Raw genomic sequence first — 22,306 nt, forward strand, 5'->3', positions numbered from 1 at the left:
ACGATTGCGCGCATGGCCGGAGGACTTGCTGCACTTCTCGACGACATCGCGACCCTTGCTCGCGCTGCCGCCGCATCCGTCGACGACGTCGGTGCCGCGGCACTGAAGGCGAGTGCGAAGGCATCCGGTGTGGTGGTGGACGACACCGCGGTGACTCCGCGTTACGTCACCGGCATCCAGCCCAACCGTGAGCTGCCGATCATCAAGCGGATCGCGATCGGGTCGCTGCGTAACAAGCTGCTGTTCATCCTCCCGGCGATCATGCTCGCCTCGGAGTTCGTGCCGTGGATCATCATGCCGGTGCTCATGGTCGGTGGTGCCTTCCTGGCCTTCGAGGGGGCCGAGAAGCTCTACGAGGCACTCTCAGGCAAGCACGACAAGGACGAGTCGAACGAAGGCAAGTCGGAGGAAGAGATCGCCTCCGGTGCCATCCGCACCGACTTCATCCTCTCCTCCGAGATCATGGTGATCTCGCTGAACGAGGTTGCCAACGAGAGCTTCTGGTCACGGCTGTCGATCCTGGTCGTGGTGGCCATCTTCATCACCGTGCTGGTCTACGGCGTGGTCGGTCTGATCGTGAAGATGGACGACATCGGCCTGCACATGGCCAAGAAGGACTCCGCCGGCAGCCAGAAGTTCGGCACCGCGCTGGTCAAGGCCATGCCCAAGGTGCTCTCCGGACTGTCGGTCATCGGTATCGCCGCAATGCTCTGGGTGGGCGGCCACATCATGCTCATGGCGCTGGACGACATCGGCTGGAAGTGGCCCTACGCCCAGGTGCACCACCTGGAGGAGTGGGTGCGTCATTCCACCGGTGGTGCGGGCGGCGTCCTCGGATGGGTGGCGAACACCCTCGCCTCAGCGCTGGTCGGTCTGGTCGTCGGCGCGGTCATCACCGCGATCGTGCTGAAGTTCTTCCACAAGGATCACAGTGAGCAGGACCACGCGGTCGACCTGGAGAAGGACGCCGGCCGTGACACCGGAGATGCAGCAGCGCACTGAGCTGAGACCTGAGGACCCACCACTACATAGGCGGAGTGGTCGCGGCGGCCTCGTCACCGCCGGTTGTGTAGCGCTGGTGCAGACGCTGCACCGAGGGTAGGTAGTGGTCGAGCAATCCGGTGCGATGACGCCGTTCCCGGGTCGCGAGAATCACCCCGCGTTCACCGGCGCGCTCCGGACCGCTGACTGCGGTGATCTGCGACCACGGAATGCGCCGCAGCCGTGCGGGAAGAACGACGCCCTTGGCGTCCAGGCGAAGGCCGCGCCAGGACGTGATCACCGCAAGCAGCACGCCGACCAGGACGAGCCCGAGGAACGCCACCCGCAGCCACAGGCCCGCGAAGATGTAGGCCGCCGACAGGCCGAACATGCCGACGATCGCGAGGGTCACGCCGATCGGCAGCGCGCGGGTGCCGTGCGCGGTGATGACCTCACCGTCGTCGACAACTTCTTTGGCGTCATACATCGCGGGCCCCTTGCACGGTGTAGGCCTGGGTGGGTTGGCCTCAGTATGCCCACGCGGCGTGTGCCGGTGGGGTGAGCAGGTCGGTCATGGTTCGGGCTCGTGGCGCCCGGGAGATCCGACCCGTTGATGTGCAGCGGCCCGGCAACTGAGTCGGGTCCGCCCGCGACGACTCCGGGCGAGATGCCCGGTCGCGCGTCTCGAACCCGAGACGGCCGCCGGATGCCCAGTGGCTCAGGTCGTCTGGCCGTCGGTCGGTTCCTCCGAGCTGCGGTCCTGGTCAGGGCCGTCACTGTCGCGGTCCCGTTCGCGTTCGCCTGTAGGACCGTCGTGATCACGGTCGTCACCGGCAGCTTTGTCGGCGTCGACCTCGTGGTCTTCGCCCTCACCGCCGGTGGACTTCACGGGCTCGGGGTCGCCTTCCCCGGTCATGATCGGACGCTCGGCACCCTCCTTGACGCCGTACGCGCCACGCACTTCTTCCCAGGCCTTCAGCTTCTCCTGGTCGACATCGACCTTCAGCTCGTCGGGCATCTGCTGTGCCCGCTGATCGCGAGTGGCCTCCTGCGGGCCCTGGGCATCGCGGTCGTCAGGGGCGACATCCTCCAGCGGCTTCTCCTCACCGTCCGGGCGCTCGTCCCCGTCGTCACCCTCGGGGTCGGCCGATCCCGAGGTCACCGCGGTCGGGGTGGGGGAATCGACCTCGCCGTCGTTGTCGGGGTCGAGTCCGGCTTCATCGGCCACCGTCGGCTCGCCGTCGGTCAACTCGTCCGAACGTCCGTGCCCGGGCTCGCCCGCGAGTTGGTCCTGGTCGAGATCGTCCTCGCCCATGTTGCTGGTGTGCTCCGGCTTGTCCGACATGTTCTGCTCCTCCTGCGACGAAAGAATGAACCGCTGTTGGGCATTCATTAAGCCACCCCGCGGTGCATGCGTGGGCGTTGCGGCGGAGGGGATTGCGTGGTTTTCGCGCTCGTCGGTGACCGCCGGTATTCTCGCGTGAGCCGGCATGGGTGATGACCCGATCAGCCCAGATGGGCGATGCCAGCGTCCACCAGTGAAGTCAAAGCTGCGTCGACCGCAGCAGAAGGAGAACAGGACACTCATGTCCTTCGACTACAAGGTTAAGGACCTCAGCCTCGCCGAGGCCGGCCGTCACCAGTTCCGCCTCGCCGAGCACGAGATGCCCGGTCTGATGGCGTTGCGCGAAGAGTTCGGTGATTCCAAGCCGCTCAAGGGCGCTCGCATCGCCGGTTCGCTGCACATGACCGTCCAGACGGGTGTGCTCATCGAGACGCTCACCGCGCTGGGCGCCGAGGTGCGTTGGGCCTCCTGCAACATCTATTCCACCCAGGACGAGGCCGCCGCTGCCGCCGTTGTCGGCCCGAACGGCACCGTCGACAACCCGCAGGGTGTGCCGGTCTTCGCCTGGAAGGGCGAGACGCTTCCGGAGTACTGGGAGTGCACCAACGAGATCCTCACCTGGCCGGGCGGCGAAGGCCCCAACATGATCCTGGACGACGGCGGCGACGCCACCATGCTCGTGCACAAGGGCAAGGAGTGGGAGGCCGCCGGACAGGTGCCCCCCACCACTGAGGACGACTCCGAGGAGTTCGGTGTCTTCAAGGACCTCGTCCGCAAGACGATGGCGGAAGACCCGCAGAAGTGGACCAAGATCGCCGCCGGCATCAAGGGCGTCACCGAGGAGACCACCACCGGCGTCCACCGCCTCTACGAACTCGCACAGTCGGGCGAACTGCTCTTCCCCGCGATCAACGTCAACGACTCGGTCACCAAGAGCAAGTTCGACAACAAGTACGGCTGCCGCCACTCGGTCGTCGACGGCCTCAACCGCGCCACCGACGTCCTCATCGCCGGTAAGACGGCGGTCGTCGCCGGCTACGGCGACGTGGGCAAGGGTTGCGCCGCGGCGCTGGCCGGCCAGGGCGCCCGCGTCGTGGTCACCGAAGTCGACCCGATCTGCGCACTGCAGGCCGCGATGGAAGGCTTCCAGGTCGCCAAGATGGACGACGCCGCCGAGTACGGCGACATCTTCGTCACCACCACCGGTTGCTACGACGTGATCACCGCCGAGCACATGCAGAAGATGAAGAACAAGGCGATCGTCTCCAACATCGGTCACTTCGACAACGAGATCGACATGGCGGGCCTGGCCAAGCTGCCCGGCATCACCAAGGTCGAGATCAAGCCGCAGGTGCACGAGTGGACCAAGGAGGACGGCAACTCCATCATCGTGCTGTCCGAAGGCCGCCTGATGAACCTCGGCAACGCCACCGGACACCCCAGCTTCGTGATGTCCAACTCCTTCGCCAACCAGACGATCGCCCAGATCGAACTCTTCGCCAAGGCCGAGGAGTACGTCGACGACGAGGGCAAGCCCACCGTCACCACGCTGCCCAAGCACCTCGACGAGAAGGTCGCCCGCGCCCACCTCGCCGCGCTCGGTGTCGAGCTCACCGAGCTCACCAAGGCCCAGGCCGAGTACCTCGGTGTGGACGTCGCCGGCCCGTACAAGCCGGAGCACTACCGGTACTGAGCCCTCGCAAGCTCGGGCTTCAGTCCCGATCATGCTCCGTCTTGAAATGTCTTTGCTGCGCCTTCGGCGTACGAGCCGGAGCACTACCGGTACTGATTTCTGATCGATGAGTGCGGCCGGTCTGCTGGGACTTCGTCCCTGGCAGACCGGCCGCACTCATCTCGCGAAATCAGTGCTATCTCCTCTGGCGAGCACTCCTCCTCTGCTCCGCACCTCGTTCCTCGGTGCGGAGCAGCATCGTCGTTGCCGCGTCCTGCCTTGACCACGTCGTCAACGTCCGCGTCTCATCGAGGCTTGTCGACTTCGTGTGTATGTCTGCCGCTCGCCGCCTTGCGCTGTGGCGTCGTTTTGCCGCGTGTCGTGGCTCGGGGAGGCGTGTTGTCGTTGTTGTCGGCTGATCGTGTGAAGATGTGCTGAGCACCCGGTGAGAAAGGCTGAATCGATGACCCCGCGAGTCCTGGTGGTGGACGACGACCCGTCGCTGGCCGAAATGCTCGGCATTGTGCTGCGCGGCGAGGGGATGCAGGTGGCCCACTGCGCCACAGGATCCGGCGCGCTTGCGGCGTTCCGGGAGGCCAAGCCGGACGTCGTGCTGCTCGACGTCATGCTGCCGGGCATCGACGGCGTCGAGGTCTGTAAGCAGATCCGTGCCGAGTCGCATGTCCCGATCGTGATGCTCACTGCTCGCACCGACACCACGGACGTCGTCGCGGGCCTGGAAGCCGGGGCCGACGACTACGTCAACAAACCGTTCAAACCGCAGGAGCTTGTGGCTCGTGTACGTGCGCGACTGCGTCGCGGCGAAGAAGCCGATGTCGAACCGCTGACGATGGGTGACATCTCGATCGATGTTGCCGGTCACAGCGTTACCCGCGATGGCAAGCCAATTTCTTTGACTCCGTTGGAGTTTGACCTTCTCGTGGCGCTTGCGCGTAAGCCGTGGCAGGTGTTCACCCGGGAGGTGCTGCTGGAGCAGGTGTGGGGTTATCGGCACGCCGGCGACACCCGGTTGGTCAACGTCCACGTGCAGCGGTTGCGTTCGAAGGTTGAGCGCGATCCCGAGCACCCCGAGATCGTCCTGACCGTGCGAGGAGTGGGCTATAAGGCCGGACCGAGTGCCTGATGAAGAGCCGGTGAGTGGCGGACGCCGCCTGCTCGCCGGGCTCTGGGCAGCGCTGCGCACAACGCTGCGCGCCCTCGGCAGTTCGTGGCGTCGTTCGCTGCACACCCGCGTGGTGGTCACCACTGCCATCGCCGGAGCGGTCGTGACCCTCGTCCTCGGGTCGTACATGTATCACCGCATCGCCACCGGGCTGGTCGAATCGAAACTGGCCTCCGCCGAGGCCGAGAGCTTGAGCAAGCGGGCCGACGTCCAGAGCATCTTCGCCAGCACCCCCAATACCGACCTCAGTTCGCTGCGGCAGCTCGCCAGCGACATGGTGCAGCAGGTGCGTTCGCCCGGCGACGACCTCTCACGCCGGGTAGCTTTCATGCAATCGCTGGACAACAGCGCGCAGCCGATCGCCAAGATCTCCTCCCCGCCGTTGAAGACGGAGATGATCCCCGACGAGATCCGCACCGCGCTGCGCGACGACCCCGACCACCAGCAGGTGCAGATCATCAGCGTGCCGGGCAGCGACGGTGCCGGCGAAGTGCCGGCCGTGGTCGTCGGATCGCGGGTCTCGGTGCCCAACGCCGGCGCCTACGATCTCTTCTTCGTCTATCCCATGGACGCAGAAGTCAGCACGCTCAACATCGTCAAGGGCAGCTTCGCCGCCGGCGGTGTTGCGCTCCTTGCGCTGCTGGCCGCGCTGGCATACCTGGTCACCCGCATGGTCGTCACCCCGGTTCGCTCGGCCGCCCACGTCTCCGAACGACTGACCGCCGGCGCGCTCAACGAACGAATGCAGGTCAAGGGTGAGGACGACCTCGCGCGGTTGGCGACCTCCTTCAATGCCATGGCCGACAGCCTGCAACGGCAGATCCGCCAGCTCGAAGACCTCTCCACGCTGCAGCAGCGCTTCACCTCCGACGTCTCGCACGAGCTGCGCACGCCCCTCACGACCATCCGGATGGCCGTCGACATGATTCACGCCAGCCGCGCCGATTTCAGTCAGCCGGTCGCACGTTCGGCGGAGTTGCTGAGCGCCGAACTCGACCGTTTCGAGTCGCTGTTGACCGACCTGCTCGAGATCAGCCGGTTCGATGCCGGCGCCGGTGCGCTCGCCACGAGCCCCGGAGATCTGCGGGTGCTGGTCGATCGTGTCGTCGATGCTTCGAGCGTGTTGGCCGAACGCAGCGGCACCCCGATCAGAGTGCTGGGTAAGCGCGGTGTGCTCGTGCCGATGGACGAACGCCGCATCGAGCGGATCCTGCGCAACCTGGTCACCAACGCCATCGAGCACGGTGAGCGGCGTCCCATCGACATCGAGATCGCGGCCAACTCCACTGCAGTCGCGGTCACCGTGCGAGACCACGGTGTGGGCCTGCGACCCGGAGATGCGGTGCGGGTGTTCAACCGCTTCTGGCGGGCCGACCCAGCTCGTGCTCGGACGACCGGCGGTACCGGGCTCGGACTCTCGATCGCGTTGGAGGACGCCCGCCTGCACGACGGCTGGCTGCAGGCGTGGGGCGCGCCGGGGGAGGGTAGTTGCTTCCGACTCACGCTGCCGCGTAGTCCCGGCGTCCCGATCGCCCGATCACCACTGCCGCTGGCGCCGGACGACTCCCAGGTCGGACGCTTCATGCCCTCCGGCAACTCCCTCACGCTGGGCAACGAGCTCGACGCTCCCACCAGCACAGGAGGCGCGCCGTGACCAATCGCCGTTGCACCGTGTGGACCGCCGTGGTGGCGGCGCTGGTGTTGCTCACCGGCTGCGCCGGGCTGCCGACGTCCAGTGGGGTGCGGGCCAAGCAACCCATCGCCGATGCGCCGACTGCCCAGCCCGCCGACGTTGAGTTCTACGGTCCACAGTCGGGGGCCGGGCCGATTGACATCGTGAAGGGCTTCCTGCGAGCGAACGGAAGCATCAAGGAAGGTTTCGGCGTCGCGCGCGAGTTCCTCACGCCCGAGGCGAGCAAACGATGGGCGCCCAGCGGGCGCGTCTCGATCAATCAGGGCGAGCGCGATTTCGTGGTCAGTGACATCGGCCCCGGGAGGGTGCGGCTGACCGCCACCACCTGGGCCGAACTCGACAGTTCCGGACATCTGAAACAGATGGTCGTGCCGAGCCATCGCACCGTCGACATCGCGTTGGCCAAGGTGGGTGGACAGTGGCGGATCTCCGGCCTTCCGGCCGACTTCGGCCCCTACCTCTCGACGACCGACTTCCGTGATCGCACGTATGCGCCGTACACCGTCTACCTGGCCGAGCGCCGCACCCGAACGCTCGTTCCCGACCAGCAATGGTTCCCACGCACCGGCCTCGCGACCGCGCTGGCGCGTGCGGTGCTCAGGGGTGCGCCGGAGTGGGTGTCGCAGGCCGACGGTTCGGCGCCCGACCTCAACCAGGTGCCGGGCGGCACACGCCTGGCGGTCGACGCCGTGCCCGTGAGCGCGGACGGTGTGGCGACCGTCGAGCTCACCGATGGTGTGCGTAAGGCGGATTCCTCCACCCGCACAGCCCTTTGGGCAGCGATGATGGCCACTCTCAACCAGGTGCCGAAGGTGCACCGCGTGACGATCAGCGTCGGCGGTGCCCGGCTCGACGACGACCAACTGCCGCCCGCACCCGTGCTTCCCTCCGATGTCGGCTACTCGGTGGCCGGGCCTTCGGAAGCGGGGCTGGTGACGCGCACTGCCCAGTCGCTCAGCTGGCGCACGGACGGCCAGAGCCGTCGTGCTCCACAGGGCAACCAGCCACCGCTGCCCGCCCTGAACCGCAACTGGTATCTCCTGGCTGCCGACGCCGAAGGAGATCAGGTGGTCGGGGTCAGTGGTGACCGGTCGAGCCTCGGCCGCTGGGCCCGCGGAGCAGATCTGTACATCGTCCCCACCTTCGGTCGGCAGTTGACACGCCCGAGCTTCGACTACCTGGACGAGATGTGGGTCGCGGGCCTTGCACTGTCCAATTCAGGACCCGACAGGGAAGTGTCCAGTGGCGCGACGATCTGGGTGATGGATGCCAAGGCAGCGCCGCGGACCGCTCGACCACAGGTCGTCTCGGCGCCCTGGCTCGGCGATTCGCAGGTGCTGAGTCTGAAGGTCGCCCGCGACGGACAGCGCGTGGTGCTCGTGACCCGGGGGGCGAACGGCAAGACGAAACTGCTGATGTCGTTCGTCATCCGGGATGCCAACCGCCAGGTGACCGCGCTCGCCCAGCCCGTCGAGGTCGGCCAGTCGGTCACCGATGTCATCGACGTCGGCTGGCTGGACGAGGTGACCCTGGCCGTCATCGGCAGGATCGGGCAGTCCGGTGACCAGCAGGTGATCGAGGTGCCGCTGAGTGGTTTCGTGAATCCGCTCGGTGTCGTGCAGGGCGCCCAGCAGATTGTCGCCACCGGTCGCGGCACCGGCGACCTGTTCGTGATCACCAACAAGCCCGGAGTCCAGGAACGGATCGGCGGGGGTTGGCGCACGCTACCTGGTGTCACCGACGTCATCGCACCGGGTAGTTGATCCACAGGCGCAGGCGAGCCTCGGCTTCTCCACAGCCCCTGGCTGCGGCAGCGCATCAGACCATGACACCGCGGACGCTGGGCACATGGGTGTCTATCAACGGTGCGCGGCCGGCGTCGATGCACTGCTCGAACTCGCAGCGCCTCGCCAGTGCGCGGGCTGCCGCCGAAGGCACGAACGCTGGTGCGCCGGCTGTGCCTCGGCCCTGACCGCGCTCTGTCGTGGCCCGGCGTACGGCTGGGTGACCCGAGACCTGTCGGGGTTGCCCGCGGTGTGGAGTCACGCGGTCTACGAGTCGGTGCTCACTCGATGCCTGCCGGCGTTCAAGGACGACGACCGCACCGACCTGAGTGCGCCGCTCGCGCCGCTGTTACGTGCATCCGTCATCGGAGTGATGCATCAGGCTCCGCAGCTGCTCGAGGCCCGCGCCGACAGTCGCCTGCTGGTGGTCTGTGCGCCGTCCAGTGCAGCGTCGGTGCGCACACGCGGCCGTCTACCGCTGCTCGAGCTGACCCGTCGTGCCCTCGCCGGCGGCGGCTTCACGATCGCCGCACCGGCGAGGCTGACGTTTCGGCGGCGGGTGGTCGACCAGTCCGGTCTGGACGCCGATCAACGGGTGTCGAACCTCGCTGGTGCGATGCGGGCGGACCGCGTCGAGGGCCTGAGCTGTCTGCTTCTCGACGACGTCCTCACCACCGGCGCGACCCTCGCCGAAGCGACGCGGGCGCTGCGTAGCGCCGGGGCGCAGCACGTCGTGGCCGCCACCCTCGCGACGGCGGTGCGCAGGTTCGAACCATGACAACGGTCGGCTGCGAGTCCTGTTCCCTGTCAACCGATTTGTCTCACGAAGTTGTCCGATTGGCGGATCTGTGGACGTTCCTGTCGTGGTGGCATAGCGTTGGTTCATGGAAGCCGGTGCGACACGACAAGGTCGTCACCGGCTCGTGTCTTTTCGGTCTGGAGGTGGTCGCCGGGAGGAATCGGACGCCTAGTTCACAGGTCTGTCTTCTGAGCACAAGGAGATTCCATGGAGATCACGGTCACCGGACGTCACACGTCGGTACCCGAACGTTTTCAGCGTCACATCGAGGAGAAGCTGGCGAAGGTGAACCAGCTCGACCCGCGCGTCACCCGCTGCGAGGTCGTCGTCTCACACGAGGCGAACCCGCGTCAGGCCAAGGAGGCCGAACGCGTGGAGATCACCTGTTACGGCAAGCGCACCGTGATTCGTGCGGAGGCCAGCGCCGATGAGGTGTACGCCGCGCTCGACCTGGCATCGACCAGGCTCGGCGAGCGATTGCGCCGCCAACACGACAAGCGCCGGATCAACCGTGGCGGGCGCAAGGTGCCCAAGTCGGTGCACGACGCCACCGCGCCGCTGGCCGGCCTTGATGAGCAACCCGCGGCTGCCACGCAGGACGACGACCGTCCGGTGCCCGAGTCGATCGCCAAGCTCGGCGGCGACGCCGACTGCCCGATCGAGTTGCGCGAGAAGACCCACACCGACGCGCCGATGTCGGTCGACCAGGCGCTCAACGCCATGGAACTGGTCGGTCACGACTTCTTCCTCTACCACGACATCGACTCCGACAAGCCGGCCGTGGTCTACCGCCGCCGCGGATGGTCGTACGGCGTGATCACCCTTGACGTCCAGGAAGCCGCCGCAGAGACGGCCTGACGTGAGTGAACGGCGGGGCCCACCGTGGGCCCCGCCGTTCTCGTGTGTGCGCTCGGCACGACCCCGGATTGGACCGACCCCCGCTGCTGACATGTGACGCCGGGCTCGGCACAAGGGTCTGTCGGTGCACCGTTCTACGCTGAGCGCATCATGCACGAGGTGACCGAAACCCTCACGAAAGCGCAGGCCCGGCGAATCGCACTGGCAGCGCAGGGTTTCCACGACCGCCGACCCGCACCTTTCGCCGCGACGATGCGGCATCTGCAGCGGGTGATCGACCGGGTGGGCGTCGTCCAGATCGACAGCGTCAACGTGCTGTCGCGCAGTCATTACCTTCCCTTCTTCTCCCGGCTGGGGCCCTATCACACCGCGTTGCTTGACCGCGCACGCGACGTGGCGCCGCGCCGGGTGGTGGAGTACTGGGCGCACGAAGCCAGCCTCATCCCGTCGAGCACCTGGCCGCACCTGACCTTCCGGATGCGGCGTGCCGAGGCCGAGTCGTGGGGCGGCATGCAGAGCGTCGCTCGTCACCACCCTGATCTTGTCGCGACTGTCGAGCAGGAGGTGCGGCTGCGTGGGCCGCTCACAGCTCGACAGGTGGAGGCGCAACTGGCGCATGACGTCCCGCAGGTGAAAGAGCACTGGGGGTGGAACTGGAGCCTGGTCAAGAACGCCTTGGAGCATCTCTTCTGGGCGGGCCGTATCACCAGCGCCGGACGCAACTCACAGTTCGAACGGCGTTACGCCGCAGTCGAATCCACGTTCCCCATCAGCGCCCGTGCGGCAGCCGCACCAGACGCACGTCCAGCCGAGCACGAGTCGTTCATCGAACTGGTGCGCATCGCTGCCCGGGCGCACGGCATCGGCAGTGAGTTATGCCTCCGCGACTACTTCCGGCTCAAGACCAGCCAGGCCCGCCCCGCGATCGAGGCGCTGGTGACGGCGGGGGAGTTGCGTCCGGTGCAGGTGCGTGGATGGAACCGCCCGGCCTATCTCCACGCGGATGCCGCTCGACCCCGCAAGAGCGACGCGCAGGCGTTGCTCAGCCCGTTCGACTCACTGGTGTGGCAACGAGAACGAGCCCATGACCTCTTCGACTTCCACTACCGGATCGAGATCTACACCCCTGCCCATCTCCGGGTGCACGGCTACTACGTGTTGCCCTTCCTCTACCAGGGCGAGCTGGTCGCACGGGTCGACCTCAAGGCCGACCGTCAGAGCAGTGTGCTTCGGGCACAACGCATTTCGTGGGAGCCGCAGGTGCCTTCCGGCGCAGCCGAGGCGCTGGCGGCCAACCTGCGATCCATGGCTGATTGGTTGCAGCTGACCGACGTGTTCATCGACGTGCGCTAGCGCGCTGACGCTCCCGATACGCGGCTACTGCGGAGGCATTGCTGCAGGTGGGCGAGCAGAAGATCTTCGACCGGTTGCGGGTGAGGTCGAGCACCACCCCCTCACAGTCATCGGCCTCACAGACCGACAGGCGCGACAGTTCGTCCGAGCGGATGAAGTCGATCATCGCCATCGCGGTCTCCACCAGGATTCGCACGTGCAGCGGGCTGTCGTCGTCCACGACATGCAGGTGCCAATCGAGGTCGTCGTGGCGCACCAGGCGCGGCTGGGTCTGCACCTGCTCCAGGATGTGATTGACGAGCTCGGCCGCCTCGTCGCGATCGGCCGTCAGCAGTTGGCGCAGGTCGGGACGGATCGCACGCACCTGCTCCAGGTCGGCGTTGGTGCGCGGCGCACGGCCCGTGTAGCCCTCTGACCGGTAGAACTCGTGCAGTTGCGCGAGGGTCGTCAGGGTGTCGGGCGCAGCGGCGCTGTTGACCAGCCGGACGGCCGCGCGAAGGGCGGGCTCGGTGTCATGAGCAAAGCGCATTTTGACACCTTACATCGCTTGGCCCTACCGTCATGAGCCATGACCGCTGTGACTGATGACCGACCGATTGCGGTTGCGAGCACCAACGCCCGCTCGGGCCTGCTCTTCGCGATCATCTCCGCTGTCTCGTTCGGCGGCTCCGGTGCGCTCGGTCGCGGACTCATCGAGTTGGGCTGGACGCCCGGTTCGGCGGTGCTCTACCGCATTCTCGTGGCGGCCGTCGCGCTCACCATCCCGACGATCTTCGCGCTGCGCGGGCGCTGGCACCTTCTGCGCGCCGACCTCGGACTCGTGATCGGGTACGGACTCATCGCGGTCGCCGGCACGCAGCTGTTCTACTTCAACGCGGTGCAGACGATGCCGGTCGCGATGGCGCTGCTGGTCGAGTACGCCGCGCCGATCGCCGTCGTCGGCTACCTGTGGTTGCGGCATGGGCAGCGTCCCAGCCGGCTCACCGCGATCGGTGCGGCGGTGGCCATCGCCGGTCTTGCGCTCGTCCTCGACCTGCTCTCCGGTGCACAGGTCGACCTGCAGGGCATGACGTGGGCCCTGCTGGCGATGTGTGGCGCGGCCGTCTACTTCATCCTGTCGGCGCGCGAGACGCACCTGCCACCGCTCGCGCTCGCTGGTGCCGGTCTCTGGGTGGGCGCCGCGACCATGGCCATCGCCTGCCTGGTCGGCGTGGTGCCCTACGCCACGGCGACCGGGTCGGTGCAGTTCTCGATCGGTCAGGTGCCCTGGTGGGTCGTGCTGCTGGGTCTTGGACTGGTCACGGCGGCGCTTGCCTACTCCTCAGGCATCGCTGCGGCGCGCGCCCTCGGATCACGCGTCGCATCCTTCGTGGCGCTGATGGAGGTGCTCTTCTCGCTCGCCTTCGGCGCGATCCTCCTGGCGCAGAAGCCCGGACTGGTGCAGCTTCTCGGTGGCTTGCTGATCCTCGGTGGCGTGGTGCTGGTCAAGCTCGGCGAACCCGTGCCCGAACTCGAACCCGACCTTCCCGAGCCGCTCTGATCCACCGCAGGTCGGCGCTCATCGCAGCTTGTCGCCCATGCATTGAGCCCGTGCACTTCGTCCCATCGGTGCGCGTGCCCAGAGATCAGTCGCGCTGACCCGCACGTCCTGCTGGCTGGTCGCGGTCAGCGCCGAGCAGCTCGAAGTAGGCGCCGTCGGTGATCGAACCGTCCGCTGCGGTGTACGCCTGACGATCGGCGCCCCACTGACGAAAGCCCGCTCGTAGCAGGATCTTCTGGGACGCCACGTTGGCCAGGTCCGTGCCGGCCTGGACGCGGGTCAGGCCCAGCTCGCCGAACGCGTGGTCGAGCACCGCCTCCAATGCCTCGCCGGTGACGCCACGGCCGCGGGCGTGCGCCCACAGCCAGTAGCCGACCTCGGCGTTCGTTGCGGTGCCTTCACCGATGCCGAAAAGATTGATGTTGCCCAGCACCCGCCCAGTTTCGGGGTCGGTGATGCACCAGCTGATCTGGTCGCCGCGATCGGCGAAGAGACGCCGACGGCGCAACGCCGCCGCGAAGGTCTGCGTCGTCGGCAACTCGTTCGCCATGAACCGGCGCGCGTCGTCGTCGGTCACGTCGTTCGGGCCAGGTGCGTCTGCTGGCGTCCATTCCCGCAGCACCAAGCGTTCGGTTCGCAAGGTCGGCACCGAGAGCGGTTGCACGCGCTTGGCTTCCCGGTCGTCCGAAGCGAGGAGCTCGAAACTGGTTGCGCCGCTGTGTGGACGATCGTCGTGGGCAAGCGTCGAACGTTCGGTCGCGCACTCGGTGAACCCCGCTCGCCGCAGGACACGCTGGGAGGCGTGGTTGTCCTCATCGGTACCGGCGTACAGCCGGTGCAGACCGATGCCGCCACGCAGGCCCGCGCGATCGGTCAGTGGCGCGAAGGCGTGTGGGATGAGCAGCTCGAGCGCCTCGGCGAGAGCGCCCCGGCCGCGGGCCTCGGGAAGGAGCCAATAGCCGAGCCAGCCGGTGCCGCGGATGAAATCGACGTCGAGCCGGGTGAGCTGGACGTGGCCCAGGAGTTGGTCGGTGGTGGCGTCCGCGATGCACCAGAAGACCCCGTCGCCGATCGCCATCCGGCGGCGGTGGTCGCGTAACCAGCGCGGGAACTCATCGGCCCGCGGCTGCAGGTCGGCGCTGAACTGCTGAGCGACGGCGTCCGGGTGCTCGGGCAGTTCATCACCGTCGCGGTACGGACGCAGCACGACTTTGTCGCCCCGCAACAGTTTGGGCTCCCACCACGGACGCGCCGCCCGCACATCGCGCAGGCGTGAGTCTTCCCATTCGCCGCGCGACAGTGAGCCCAGCCAGAGGCCGTCGCTCTCGCCGAACGATCCGCGGTGCATGCCGCGCCACACTCCGTCGAAGGTGAAGCCAGCCGCCCATACCGGACGCCAGGAAGCGAAGTTGCCGGCGCCGCAGCGCCACGTCACGACCTGGGCGTCCATGCGCTCGAAGCAGTAGTCGACGACCAGCCGCACCGTGCGCGTCATGACGCCGTGACCACGCGCGTCCGGATGCAGCGAGTAGCCGACCTCCCAGGTGCGGCCGCCACGTGGATGCAGGTTGATGCCGCCGGCGAAGCGCCCGTCCAGTTCGATCGCCCACGTAGGGTGCACCGGATCGGCGTTCCAGTGGCTGGCGCTCAGGTCGAGATACTGCTGCGCTTGTTCTGCTCCATACGGCTCTGGCAGCGGAATCCACTGGCGCGAGCGGGCATCGTTCGCGAATTCGATGATTCTCGGCGCATCCGCGGGGGAGTACGCGCGCAAGGTCAGGTCGCCGTCGGTGAGCACCGGGACGTCATCGGGAAAGCGCATGCACCTGACCCAACCACCCCTTGACCTGGGGTCGCCACCCAATTCGTCCTGTCGAGTCGTCCCCGGCCGTCCTCGCCCTCGCGGGCGCGGCGCATCGTCGATGAACCCGCAGACGGTCAGCGCACTGGTGGAACTCGAGGCGCAGAGTGGGGCGTTGGTGCTGCGGTCGCTGTGCGGCCATTAGTCTTGGTGGGTCTGTCCACGAACGAGGAGCAACAGTGCCGAAGGTAGTCGAGAAGGTCCTGCGGGCCGGAGAGGGCCGTACCGTCAAGCGATTGGCGGCTCTGGCGGCTCAGGTCAACCTGCTGGAAGACGACTTCAAGGCGCTCAGCGACGCCGAACTGCGGGAAGAGACCGACAAGTTCCGCAAGCGCTTGGAAGAAGGCGAGACCCTCGACGACCTGCTGCCGGAGGCTTTTGCGGCGGTGCGTGAGGCGAGTGTCCGCACCATCGGCAAGCGTCACTTCGACGTCCAGCTCATGGGCGGCGCCGCGCTCCACCTCGGCAACGTCGCCGAGATGCGCACCGGTGAGGGCAAGACCCTCGTCGCGACCCTGCCCTCCTATTTGAACGCGCTGAGCGGCAAGGGCGTGCACGTCATCACGACCAACGACTACCTGGCTGAGTACCAGTCGGAGTTGATGGGGCGCGTGCACCGCATGCTCGGCCTGGAGACCGGCTGCATCATGGCGTCCATGACGCCCGACCAGCGGCGCGTGGAGTACAACAAGGACATCACCTACGGCACCAACAACGAGTTCGGCTTCGACTACCTGCGCGACAACATGTCGTGGTCGACCGACGAACTCGTGCAGCGCGGCCACAACTTCGCGATCGTTGACGAGGTCGACTCCATCCTGATCGACGAGGCCCGTACGCCGTTGATCATCAGTGGCCCGGCCGACGAGGCCACGCGTTGGTACGTCGAGTTCTCCAAGATCGTCGAACACCTGAAGTGCGCGCCGAAGAAGGCCGGCGAGAACAAGCCCGGTGACGGCGACTACGAGATCGACGAAAAGAAGAAGACCGTCGGCATCATGGAGTCGGGCATCGAGAAGGTCGAAGACCTGCTCGGCATCGAAAACCTCTACCAGGCCGAGAACACCCCGCTCATCGGCTACCTGAACAACGCCATCAAGGCCAAGGAACTGTTCAAGAAGGACAAGGACTACGTCGTCAAGGACGGCGAGATCCTCATCGTCGACGAGCACACCGGTCGTATGCTCGCCGGCCGTCGTTACAACGAGGGCATGCACCAGGCGATCGAGGCCAAGGAGGGTGTGGAGATCCAGAACGAAAACCACACCATGGCCACGATCACGCTGCAAAACTACTTCCGTATGTACGACAAGCTCGCCGGCATGACAGGTACGGCCCAGACCGAAGCCGCCGAGCTGCACCAGATCTACAAACTGGGCGTCGTCACCATCCCGACGAACAAGCCGATGGTGCGTGTCGACCAGCCCGACCTGATCTATCGCACCGAAGAGGCGAAGTTCAACGCCGTCGTCGACGACATCGTCGACCGCCACCGCGAGGGCCAGCCGGTGCTGGTCGGTACCACCAGCGTCGTGAAGTCGGAATACCTCTCGGAGCAACTGCGCCGCAAGGGCGTGCCGCACGAGGTGCTCAACGCCAAGTTCCACGAGCAGGAAGCGCAGATCGTCGCGCAGGCCGGCCGCAAGGGCGCCGTCACTGTGGCCACCAACATGGCTGGTCGAGGCACCGACATCATGCTCGGCGGCAACCCCGAGCACATCGCTGTGGCCGCGCTCAAGCGCCGGGGCCTCGATCCGGAAGAGACGCCGGAGGAGTACGAGGCGGCCTGGGACGAAGCGCTGGCCAAGGCCGAGAAGGCGGTCGAGGCGCAGCACGAGGAGGTGCTCGAGCTCGGCGGTCTGTACGTGCTGGGCACCGAGCGCCACGAGTCGCGCCGTATCGACAACCAGCTGCGCGGACGCGCCGGACGTCAGGGTGACCCCGGCGAGAGCCGGTTCTACCTGTCGCTGCAGGACGACCTCATGCGGTTGTTCAACGCCGCGCTGGTCGACCGCTTCATGCAGACCGCCAAGATCGAGGACGAGGTGCCGATCGAGTCCAAGATGGTCAGCCGCTCCATCGCTTCGGCGCAGACCAGCGTCGAGGCGCAGAACTTCGAGATCCGCAAGAACGTCCTGAAGTACGACGACGTGCTCAACCGTCAGCGCGAGACCCTCTACAAGGAGCGTCGCCGCATCCTGGAGGGCGAAGACCTCGGTCCGCAGGTGCGTCACTTCATCAATGACGTCGTCGATGCCTACGTCGACGGGGCGACTGCCGAGGGATTCTCCGACGACTGGGACCTCGACCAGCTCTGGGATGCGCTCAGGCAGCTCTACCCGATCTCGTTGACGATCAAGGAGATCGAGGACGAGGTGGGCGGCCGCGCCGGCATCAACGCCGACCTGCTCAGCCAGGAGATCCGCTCGGACGCACACCATGCGTACGACGAGCGCGAAAAGGGATGGGGCGAGGACGTCGCCCGCGAGGTTGAGCGTCGCGTGATGTTGTCGGTGCTCGATCGCAAGTGGCGCGAGCACCTCTACGAGATGGACTACCTCAAGGAGGGCATCAGCCTGCGCCAGTTCGCGCAGCGTGACCCCCTGGTGGAGTACCAGCGCGAGGGCTACCAGCTCTTCTCGGCGATGAACGACGCGATCAAGGAGGAGAGCGTCCAGAACCTCTTCCACGTCGAGGTCGACCCGAACGAGGTCAAGGCATCGCTGCCGGAGAAGCCGGTGGAGAAGATGACCTTGACCGCACCGGGTGAGGACGGTCAGGCGCACCAGCACGAGATCGCCGATGACGGGCACGTGGTGAGCGACGAGGACGACGCACACCTGCCGCGTGCGCAGCGTCGGGCGAACGCCAAGGCTCGAAAGAAGGCCAAGGCGACCGCGAAGAAGTAGCGACGTCGCGCGATGAAACGGCGGCCGCCCCGGATTGGGGGTGGCCGCCGTTCCGTGTGTGAAGAGCCGGACCCGATTGCTCAGCCGATTTCCAGGTCGGTCAGCAACCAGCGTCCGTCGCAGGCCACCAGTCGCATCGCCGCCGCGCGCACCCGCCCGCGGTCATGCACGACCGCTGACACCTCGGCAGCGCCTTCGACCGCCTCGCAGGCACGAACCCGCAGCACTCGCGCCGGGCTGGCCGGTCGTGCGCCGCGCCGGACGGCCACGGCGTGAGTGCGCCGCACCCGCTCACGTAGTTCCAGCGTCATCCACCGCTCCACCTGCGACGGGGGTCGCAGCCCCGAGAGGGTCTCCAACAGCCCGAGGATCAAGCGTTGACCCCACGCGGCCGGGTCCGGAAGGTCATGGGACGGGGTGCGCTGTGGTCCGAAATGGGGGTCGTACTCGGTAGCTCGGAAGCCGACCGCCAGCACTGGCTGGGTGTCGTCCACAACCTGAAGGTGGCGTCGCGACCGTGCCGGTGGGAGCAGGGACGGTGCAGGTCGCAGGAGCAGCGCGTTCGCTCCCAGGGTCTCAGCGGTCATCGCGAACCTCCTTGTGGCACAGCGGCATTGGTTGAGGGTGAAGTGAGGATCTGCCCGACCAGCAGGACGTCCGGGTCGGGGCCGATGACGGCCCGGTTCGCGTCGTGCCAGGCGGGTACCAAGGCTGCGATCTGGTCAGCCGAGGCGGTGGGGCCGAGGTGACGGCCGATGATCGACCACAGTGAGTCGCCGCGGCGAACCACGACCGTTCGGTCGGCCGTAGTGGCCCCGCCGGACATCAGCAGTGGGGTGCGATCGGCCGGTGCGGTCGCTGGTGGCGCGGTGGGCGTCCAGCCGGGCTCAGGGGCCTGCGGTGCGGCAGATACTTCAGGTGCGACGGTGTCGCGCTCGTCCTGCGCCGCGGCGGGGCTGATGAAGTCGGGGGTGGGCACGGTGTCGACCGCGACCGCTGACGCCGGGGGCGGAGCACTTACTGTCGCCGAGGCGGCGCCGGAGAAGCTCCAGGCGGCCACTGCGATCAGCCCCGAGGCGAGCAGTCGCGCGCTGCGATTGCTGGGTGCGTCGACCCCGCCGATCGACCGGTAGGCGGCCGCGGCGACGACGGTCGCCCACGCCAGCGCCGCGCTCAGGGCAATGCGGAGGCAGGAGGTCCACAACGCGTCGACGCTCGCCAGGTGAGTGGTGGCGAAGGCCACGCCGGTCAGGCTCAGCGCCGAGCCGGCCGCGCAGGCGAGGGCCAGGAGCAGCGCCAGGCCGCGGGCCCGGCGGTTCAGCGAGTAGATCATGAATCGACACTAAACGCCATAAAACGTAATTAACAGTGCCAAAGGGTAAATTGTGGGTAAAGGGCGGCAGCTGCACTAGCCTCTGCTCCCATGCGGTGGGAAGAGCTCTTCGGCGACCTCGAGGCACAACTGGTCGAAGCCGACCGGCAGGAGCGGGAAGCAGAGGCCGCCGAACTCACCAGACACGAGCGGGCGCAGGTCGGCTGGCTCGACCGGGTGGCCGGATCGATGGGCGAATCGATCAGTTGCATGACATCGGCCGGTGCCGTCGACGGGCGCCTGGTCGATCTCGGACGCGACTGGCTGGTCGTCGACGAGTTCGGGCGGGGGAGCGCCATCGTCCCGGTCCACAGTGTGGTCAGTGTCGGTGGCCTCAGTAGGCGCAGTGACCAATCGCCTACTCACGCGCGGGAGTTCGGGCTGGGGGTCGCGCTTCGAGCGATCTCCCGCGACCGTTCACCGGTCGGGGTCTACGACAGCGGTGGTGGTGTATGGGTCGGCACGATCGACTTCGTCGGACACGACCACCTCGAAGTGGCGCTGCATCCCGGAGATGCGGTTCGGCGCGCTTCGGCAGTGACCGGACGCCGGGTGATCCCGTGGTCGTCGATAGCAGTCATCCGACGAATCAGCTAGCGCTGCAACCTGATTCGGCCAGACCCCTATTGCTGCAAGGTGCCCGCGTCGACGCGCGCTTTGGTGTCGGCGTAGCCGCGCTGGATGTAGGCCTCCAACTGCTCCGCCTCGATCCGCCACGACTTGCCCACCTTGATCGCGGGTAGCTCGCCGGAACTGATCAGCGCATAGACCGCCCGGGCGGAGATGTTCAGGATCTCTGCCACGTCTGCGATCTGCAAGAAGCGAGCGGCCACGACTTTTCCTCTCCGGAGCAGGGCGTGCTGGACGGCCTCCATTGTGGCTCATCGCGGCCCTTAACAAACCTTTACCTGTGGAAAGCCCGCCGATGCGGCCATCTCGACGCACGATGTCGGCGATGGATCAGGAACAAAGGAAGTTGCAGGCGATGGGGGAGACAACCCGTTCGAACCGGACCGCGTCGGATCGGTCCGTACGCAGGATGCAGAAGCCGTCCTGGCGTGATGGACGCCTCGTGCTGGGCGTCGTGCTTGTGCTCGCGGCCATGCTCTTGGGAGCGATGACGCTGCGTCATTTCGACAGCTCGGTGGAGGTGTTGCGGGCCAAGCGCACGCTCCTGCCCGGTGACACCGTCTCGGCCACCGACCTCGAAGTGGTGAAGGTGCGCATCGACGGCGGTCAGAAGCGCTATTTCGTTTCGGGGCAGCGCCCGACCGGCACTGTCGTGCGCGAGGTGCGGGCCGGGGAGCTCGTGCCCACCAGTGCGGTGGGTTCGGCCGCCCAGGTGCGTGCCAAGAGTGTCGGGTTGCCGGTTGCAGCCTCACAGGCCTCGGCGTTGGTGCGTGGTTCGGTGGTGGACGTCTGGGTCGCCCGGCGCACTGCCGGCTCGACCGGTACGAACGATTTCGAGCAGCCCACCCGTGAAGTGGTGCGAGCGACCGTCCATCGGGTGCCGGCGTCCGGCTCCGGGCTTGGAGTGTCCTCCGGCGGTGACCAGGTGCACGTGCTGGTGCCCGATGACAAGGTCGCCACGATCATTGCCGCGGTGAACGGGGGAGCGAAGGTCACCCTCGTGCCGGCAGCAGGTTCGCCGATGAAGGCAGCCTGATGGCTGTCGCAGTGATCACCGGCGTCAACGCGCACGCCGAGGCCGATCTCGCGGCCGCGCTCGGGTCGGCCGACGGTCTGGCCCTGGTGCGTCGATGCGCTGACCTGGCCGAGGTGCTCGCCGTCATTGACGCCGGACGCGCCCAGGTAGCGCTGGTCTCGGCCGATCTGCCGGGCATCGACCGCTCCACCGTGCACCGGCTCGTTGCGCAAGGCTGCCGTGTCGTCGGCGTACACGCCGATGAGTCGCAGGAGCGCACCCTGCGCGAATGGGGCGTCACCTGGTTGCTGCCCGAGCGCGCCACCGAGGCCGAGACGGTCGAGGTCGTACGGGCCGCAGCCGCCGCCGAGTTGGAGGCCACGCCAGCACCCGTCTCCTCCAATGGCGTAGACGCTGAGCATGAGGTGCAGGCCGCATCACCTGATGCGGGTGATGAGCAAGGTCGCGTCATCGTGGTCTGGGGCGCTGGGGGTGCGCCCGGCCGTTCCGTGGTCGCCGCCAACCTCGCCGTGCTGCTGGCTCGCGAAGCCCCGACCCTGCTGATCGACGCCGACACGTATGCGGCGTCACAGGCGCAGCTGTTCGGCATTCTCGACGAGGCGCCCGGCATCGCGGCTGCGACCAGGCTGGCCGAGGCGGGCCGGCTCGACACCATCACATTGGCCGGGGTTGCTCCGCTCATCGGCGAGCGACTGCGCATCCTCACCGGCTTACCGCGGTCCGACCGCTGGCCTGAGCTACGACCCGCGGCCCTCGAAGCGGTACTCCAAGCCTCGCGCAGAATGCACCGTTGGACGATCGTCGATGTCGCTGCCCCGATGGAGACCGACGAGGAGCTCAGCTTCGACACCCTTGCGCCGCAACGGAATGCGGCGACCCGCACGATGCTCATGGAGGCAGACGAGATTCTCATGCTGGGTTCGGGCGATCCGATCGGCCTGAGCCGCCTCGTCCGCGTGATCGACGACCTCAGCGAGGTCACGCACCGCCCTCCGGTCGCAGTCGTCACCAAGGTGAGACCGGGCGCGGCCGGGCGACGACCGGAGCAACAGATCGCCGATGCGCTGCGCCGGTTCAGTGCCATCGAACCCGTCCTCATCCCCGATGATCGCGACGTGCTGGACGCGGCGTTGCTCGCCGGGCGATCGGTCGTGGAGGCGGCGCCCTCCTCGCCACTCGTGGGCGCGCTGCAGACGCTGGCCGAAGCGCATCTCGGCCTGGCCACTCGCGCGACCAGCCGATCGCGTCGGGGGAGGTTGGCACTGCGCACGGGATGAGACGATGTGCGAC

The 22,306-nt window shown here is 67.2% G+C and carries 20 protein-coding genes; 13 read left to right on the forward strand and 7 right to left on the reverse strand.

The window, feature by feature from the left end:
* The first annotated feature begins 12 nt into the window (after nt 1–12).
* Complete coding sequence (locus J5M86_RS04505; RefSeq protein WP_188060035.1) at nt 13–1,002, forward strand: DUF808 domain-containing protein; 990 nt, start codon at nt 13–15, stop codon at nt 1,000–1,002.
* A 22-nt stretch (nt 1,003–1,024) separates the two neighbouring features.
* Here the strand turns inward: J5M86_RS04505 and J5M86_RS04510 are convergent, their stop codons facing one another.
* Nucleotides 1,025–1,468, reverse strand: coding sequence for a hypothetical protein (locus tag J5M86_RS04510; protein WP_188060036.1), 444 nt, complete (start codon nt 1,466–1,468; stop codon nt 1,025–1,027).
* A 231-nt stretch (nt 1,469–1,699) separates the two neighbouring features.
* Nucleotides 1,700–2,374, reverse strand: coding sequence for a hypothetical protein (locus J5M86_RS04515; protein ID WP_188060037.1), 675 nt, complete (start codon nt 2,372–2,374; stop codon nt 1,700–1,702).
* Between the two features lie 193 nt (nt 2,375–2,567).
* On the opposite strand from J5M86_RS04515, the gene ahcY reads away from it, so the two are divergent.
* From ahcY to J5M86_RS04550, 7 genes are all read left to right on the forward strand, one after another.
* Entirely contained in the window at nt 2,568–4,019 is a 1,452-nt protein-coding gene (ahcY, locus tag J5M86_RS04520; RefSeq protein ID WP_223158434.1) for an adenosylhomocysteinase, read from the forward strand.
* A 442-nt stretch (nt 4,020–4,461) separates the two neighbouring features.
* Entirely contained in the window at nt 4,462–5,142 is a 681-nt protein-coding gene (gene mtrA, locus J5M86_RS04525) for an MtrAB system response regulator MtrA (RefSeq protein ID WP_188060039.1), read from the forward strand.
* Nucleotides 5,135–6,835, forward strand: coding sequence for an MtrAB system histidine kinase MtrB (gene mtrB, locus J5M86_RS04530; protein WP_305847086.1), 1,701 nt, complete (start codon nt 5,135–5,137; stop codon nt 6,833–6,835). The genes mtrA and mtrB overlap by 8 nt, the downstream gene beginning before the upstream one ends.
* Entirely contained in the window at nt 6,832–8,637 is a 1,806-nt protein-coding gene (locus J5M86_RS04535) for an LpqB family beta-propeller domain-containing protein (RefSeq protein WP_188060040.1), read from the forward strand. The genes mtrB and J5M86_RS04535 overlap by 4 nt, the downstream gene beginning before the upstream one ends.
* A gap of 85 nt (nt 8,638–8,722) precedes the next feature.
* Nucleotides 8,723–9,436 (forward strand): ComF family protein, encoded by a 714-nt coding sequence (locus J5M86_RS04540; RefSeq protein ID WP_188060041.1) that lies wholly within the window; start codon nt 8,723–8,725, stop codon nt 9,434–9,436.
* 228 nt (nt 9,437–9,664) lie between these two features.
* The gene (gene hpf, locus J5M86_RS04545) at nt 9,665–10,315 is read left to right on the forward strand and encodes a ribosome hibernation-promoting factor, HPF/YfiA family (RefSeq protein ID WP_188060042.1); all 651 of its coding nucleotides are present in this window, start codon (nt 9,665–9,667) and stop codon (nt 10,313–10,315) included.
* Nucleotides 10,316–10,474: 159 nt separating this feature from the next.
* Nucleotides 10,475–11,668 carry a winged helix-turn-helix domain-containing protein gene (locus J5M86_RS04550; protein WP_370587323.1) on the forward strand — a complete coding sequence of 398 codons (1,194 nt, stop codon included), beginning with the start codon at nt 10,475–10,477 and terminating at the stop codon, nt 11,666–11,668.
* On the opposite strand, the gene J5M86_RS04555 is transcribed toward J5M86_RS04550, so the two are convergent.
* The gene (locus J5M86_RS04555) at nt 11,652–12,197 is read right to left on the reverse strand and encodes an ABATE domain-containing protein (RefSeq protein ID WP_188060044.1); all 546 of its coding nucleotides are present in this window, start codon (nt 12,195–12,197) and stop codon (nt 11,652–11,654) included. The two genes, J5M86_RS04550 and J5M86_RS04555, sit on opposite strands and share 17 nt — an antisense overlap.
* Nucleotides 12,198–12,236: 39 nt before the next feature.
* Between J5M86_RS04555 and J5M86_RS04560 the strand changes: the two genes are divergently transcribed.
* A complete protein-coding gene (locus tag J5M86_RS04560; RefSeq protein ID WP_188060045.1) occupies nt 12,237–13,208 on the forward strand; it encodes a DMT family transporter in 972 nt (323 codons plus the stop codon).
* Between the two features lie 85 nt (nt 13,209–13,293).
* Here the strand turns inward: J5M86_RS04560 and J5M86_RS04565 are convergent, their stop codons facing one another.
* A complete protein-coding gene (locus J5M86_RS04565; RefSeq protein WP_188060046.1) occupies nt 13,294–15,030 on the reverse strand; it encodes a GNAT family N-acetyltransferase in 1,737 nt (578 codons plus the stop codon).
* A 218-nt stretch (nt 15,031–15,248) separates the two neighbouring features.
* On the opposite strand from J5M86_RS04565, the gene secA reads away from it, so the two are divergent.
* Complete coding sequence (gene secA, locus J5M86_RS04570; RefSeq protein WP_188060047.1) at nt 15,249–17,978, forward strand: preprotein translocase subunit SecA; 2,730 nt, start codon at nt 15,249–15,251, stop codon at nt 17,976–17,978.
* An 80-nt stretch (nt 17,979–18,058) separates the two neighbouring features.
* Here secA and J5M86_RS04575 read toward each other — a convergent pair whose 3' ends face one another.
* Together J5M86_RS04575 and J5M86_RS04580 are read right to left on the reverse strand one after the other, a co-directional pair.
* Nucleotides 18,059–18,565 (reverse strand): Rv3235 family protein, encoded by a 507-nt coding sequence (locus tag J5M86_RS04575; protein WP_188060048.1) that lies wholly within the window; start codon nt 18,563–18,565, stop codon nt 18,059–18,061.
* Nucleotides 18,562–19,311: a LysM peptidoglycan-binding domain-containing protein gene (locus J5M86_RS04580; RefSeq protein ID WP_188060049.1), complete on the reverse strand. Its 750-nt coding sequence runs from the start codon at nt 19,309–19,311 to the stop codon at nt 18,562–18,564. Before J5M86_RS04580 ends, J5M86_RS04575 begins: the two co-directional genes overlap by 4 nt.
* A 90-nt stretch (nt 19,312–19,401) precedes the next feature.
* Here J5M86_RS04580 and J5M86_RS04585 point away from each other — a divergent pair, with 90 nt between their 5' ends.
* The gene (locus tag J5M86_RS04585) at nt 19,402–19,947 is read left to right on the forward strand and encodes a hypothetical protein (RefSeq protein WP_188060050.1); all 546 of its coding nucleotides are present in this window, start codon (nt 19,402–19,404) and stop codon (nt 19,945–19,947) included.
* Between the two features lie 26 nt (nt 19,948–19,973).
* Here the strand turns inward: J5M86_RS04585 and J5M86_RS04590 are convergent, their stop codons facing one another.
* Entirely contained in the window at nt 19,974–20,183 is a 210-nt protein-coding gene (locus J5M86_RS04590) for a helix-turn-helix domain-containing protein (RefSeq protein ID WP_188060051.1), read from the reverse strand.
* A gap of 206 nt (nt 20,184–20,389) precedes the next feature.
* Between J5M86_RS04590 and J5M86_RS04595 the strand changes: the two genes are divergently transcribed.
* The gene (locus J5M86_RS04595) at nt 20,390–21,016 is read left to right on the forward strand and encodes a hypothetical protein (RefSeq protein ID WP_188060052.1); all 627 of its coding nucleotides are present in this window, start codon (nt 20,390–20,392) and stop codon (nt 21,014–21,016) included.
* The gene (locus tag J5M86_RS04600; RefSeq protein WP_188060053.1) at nt 21,016–22,293 is read left to right on the forward strand and encodes a chromosome partitioning protein; all 1,278 of its coding nucleotides are present in this window, start codon (nt 21,016–21,018) and stop codon (nt 22,291–22,293) included. The genes J5M86_RS04595 and J5M86_RS04600 overlap by 1 nt, the downstream gene beginning before the upstream one ends.
* The last annotated feature ends 13 nt before the right edge of the window (nt 22,294–22,306 follow it).

It is taken from the genome of Yimella sp. cx-51 (assembly GCF_017654605.1).
Classification (GTDB): Bacteria; Actinomycetota; Actinomycetes; order Actinomycetales; family Dermatophilaceae; genus Yimella.

What these genes read in the sequence shown, in the direction of transcription:
- J5M86_RS04505 (WP_188060035.1), top strand. Translation starts at nt 13, where the DNA reads ATGGCCGGAGGACTTGCTGCACTTCTCGACGACATCGCGACCCTTGCT.
- J5M86_RS04510 (WP_188060036.1), bottom strand. Translation starts at nt 1,468, where the DNA reads ATGTATGACGCCAAAGAAGTTGTCGACGACGGTGAGGTCATCACCGCG.
- J5M86_RS04515 (WP_188060037.1), bottom strand. Translation starts at nt 2,374, where the DNA reads ATGAATGCCCAACAGCGGTTCATTCTTTCGTCGCAGGAGGAGCAGAAC.
- ahcY (WP_223158434.1), top strand. Translation starts at nt 2,568, where the DNA reads ATGTCCTTCGACTACAAGGTTAAGGACCTCAGCCTCGCCGAGGCCGGC.
- mtrA (WP_188060039.1), top strand. Translation starts at nt 4,462, where the DNA reads ATGACCCCGCGAGTCCTGGTGGTGGACGACGACCCGTCGCTGGCCGAA.
- J5M86_RS04540 (WP_188060041.1), top strand. Translation starts at nt 8,723, where the DNA reads ATGGGTGTCTATCAACGGTGCGCGGCCGGCGTCGATGCACTGCTCGAA.
- hpf (WP_188060042.1), top strand. Translation starts at nt 9,665, where the DNA reads ATGGAGATCACGGTCACCGGACGTCACACGTCGGTACCCGAACGTTTT.
- J5M86_RS04555 (WP_188060044.1), bottom strand. Translation starts at nt 12,197, where the DNA reads ATGCGCTTTGCTCATGACACCGAGCCCGCCCTTCGCGCGGCCGTCCGG.
- J5M86_RS04560 (WP_188060045.1), top strand. Translation starts at nt 12,237, where the DNA reads ATGACCGCTGTGACTGATGACCGACCGATTGCGGTTGCGAGCACCAAC.
- J5M86_RS04565 (WP_188060046.1), bottom strand. Translation starts at nt 15,030, where the DNA reads ATGCGCTTTCCCGATGACGTCCCGGTGCTCACCGACGGCGACCTGACC.
- J5M86_RS04575 (WP_188060048.1), bottom strand. Translation starts at nt 18,565, where the DNA reads ATGACCGCTGAGACCCTGGGAGCGAACGCGCTGCTCCTGCGACCTGCA.
- J5M86_RS04580 (WP_188060049.1), bottom strand. Translation starts at nt 19,311, where the DNA reads ATGATCTACTCGCTGAACCGCCGGGCCCGCGGCCTGGCGCTGCTCCTG.
- J5M86_RS04585 (WP_188060050.1), top strand. Translation starts at nt 19,402, where the DNA reads ATGCGGTGGGAAGAGCTCTTCGGCGACCTCGAGGCACAACTGGTCGAA.
- J5M86_RS04595 (WP_188060052.1), top strand. Translation starts at nt 20,390, where the DNA reads ATGCAGAAGCCGTCCTGGCGTGATGGACGCCTCGTGCTGGGCGTCGTG.
- J5M86_RS04600 (WP_188060053.1), top strand. Translation starts at nt 21,016, where the DNA reads ATGGCTGTCGCAGTGATCACCGGCGTCAACGCGCACGCCGAGGCCGAT.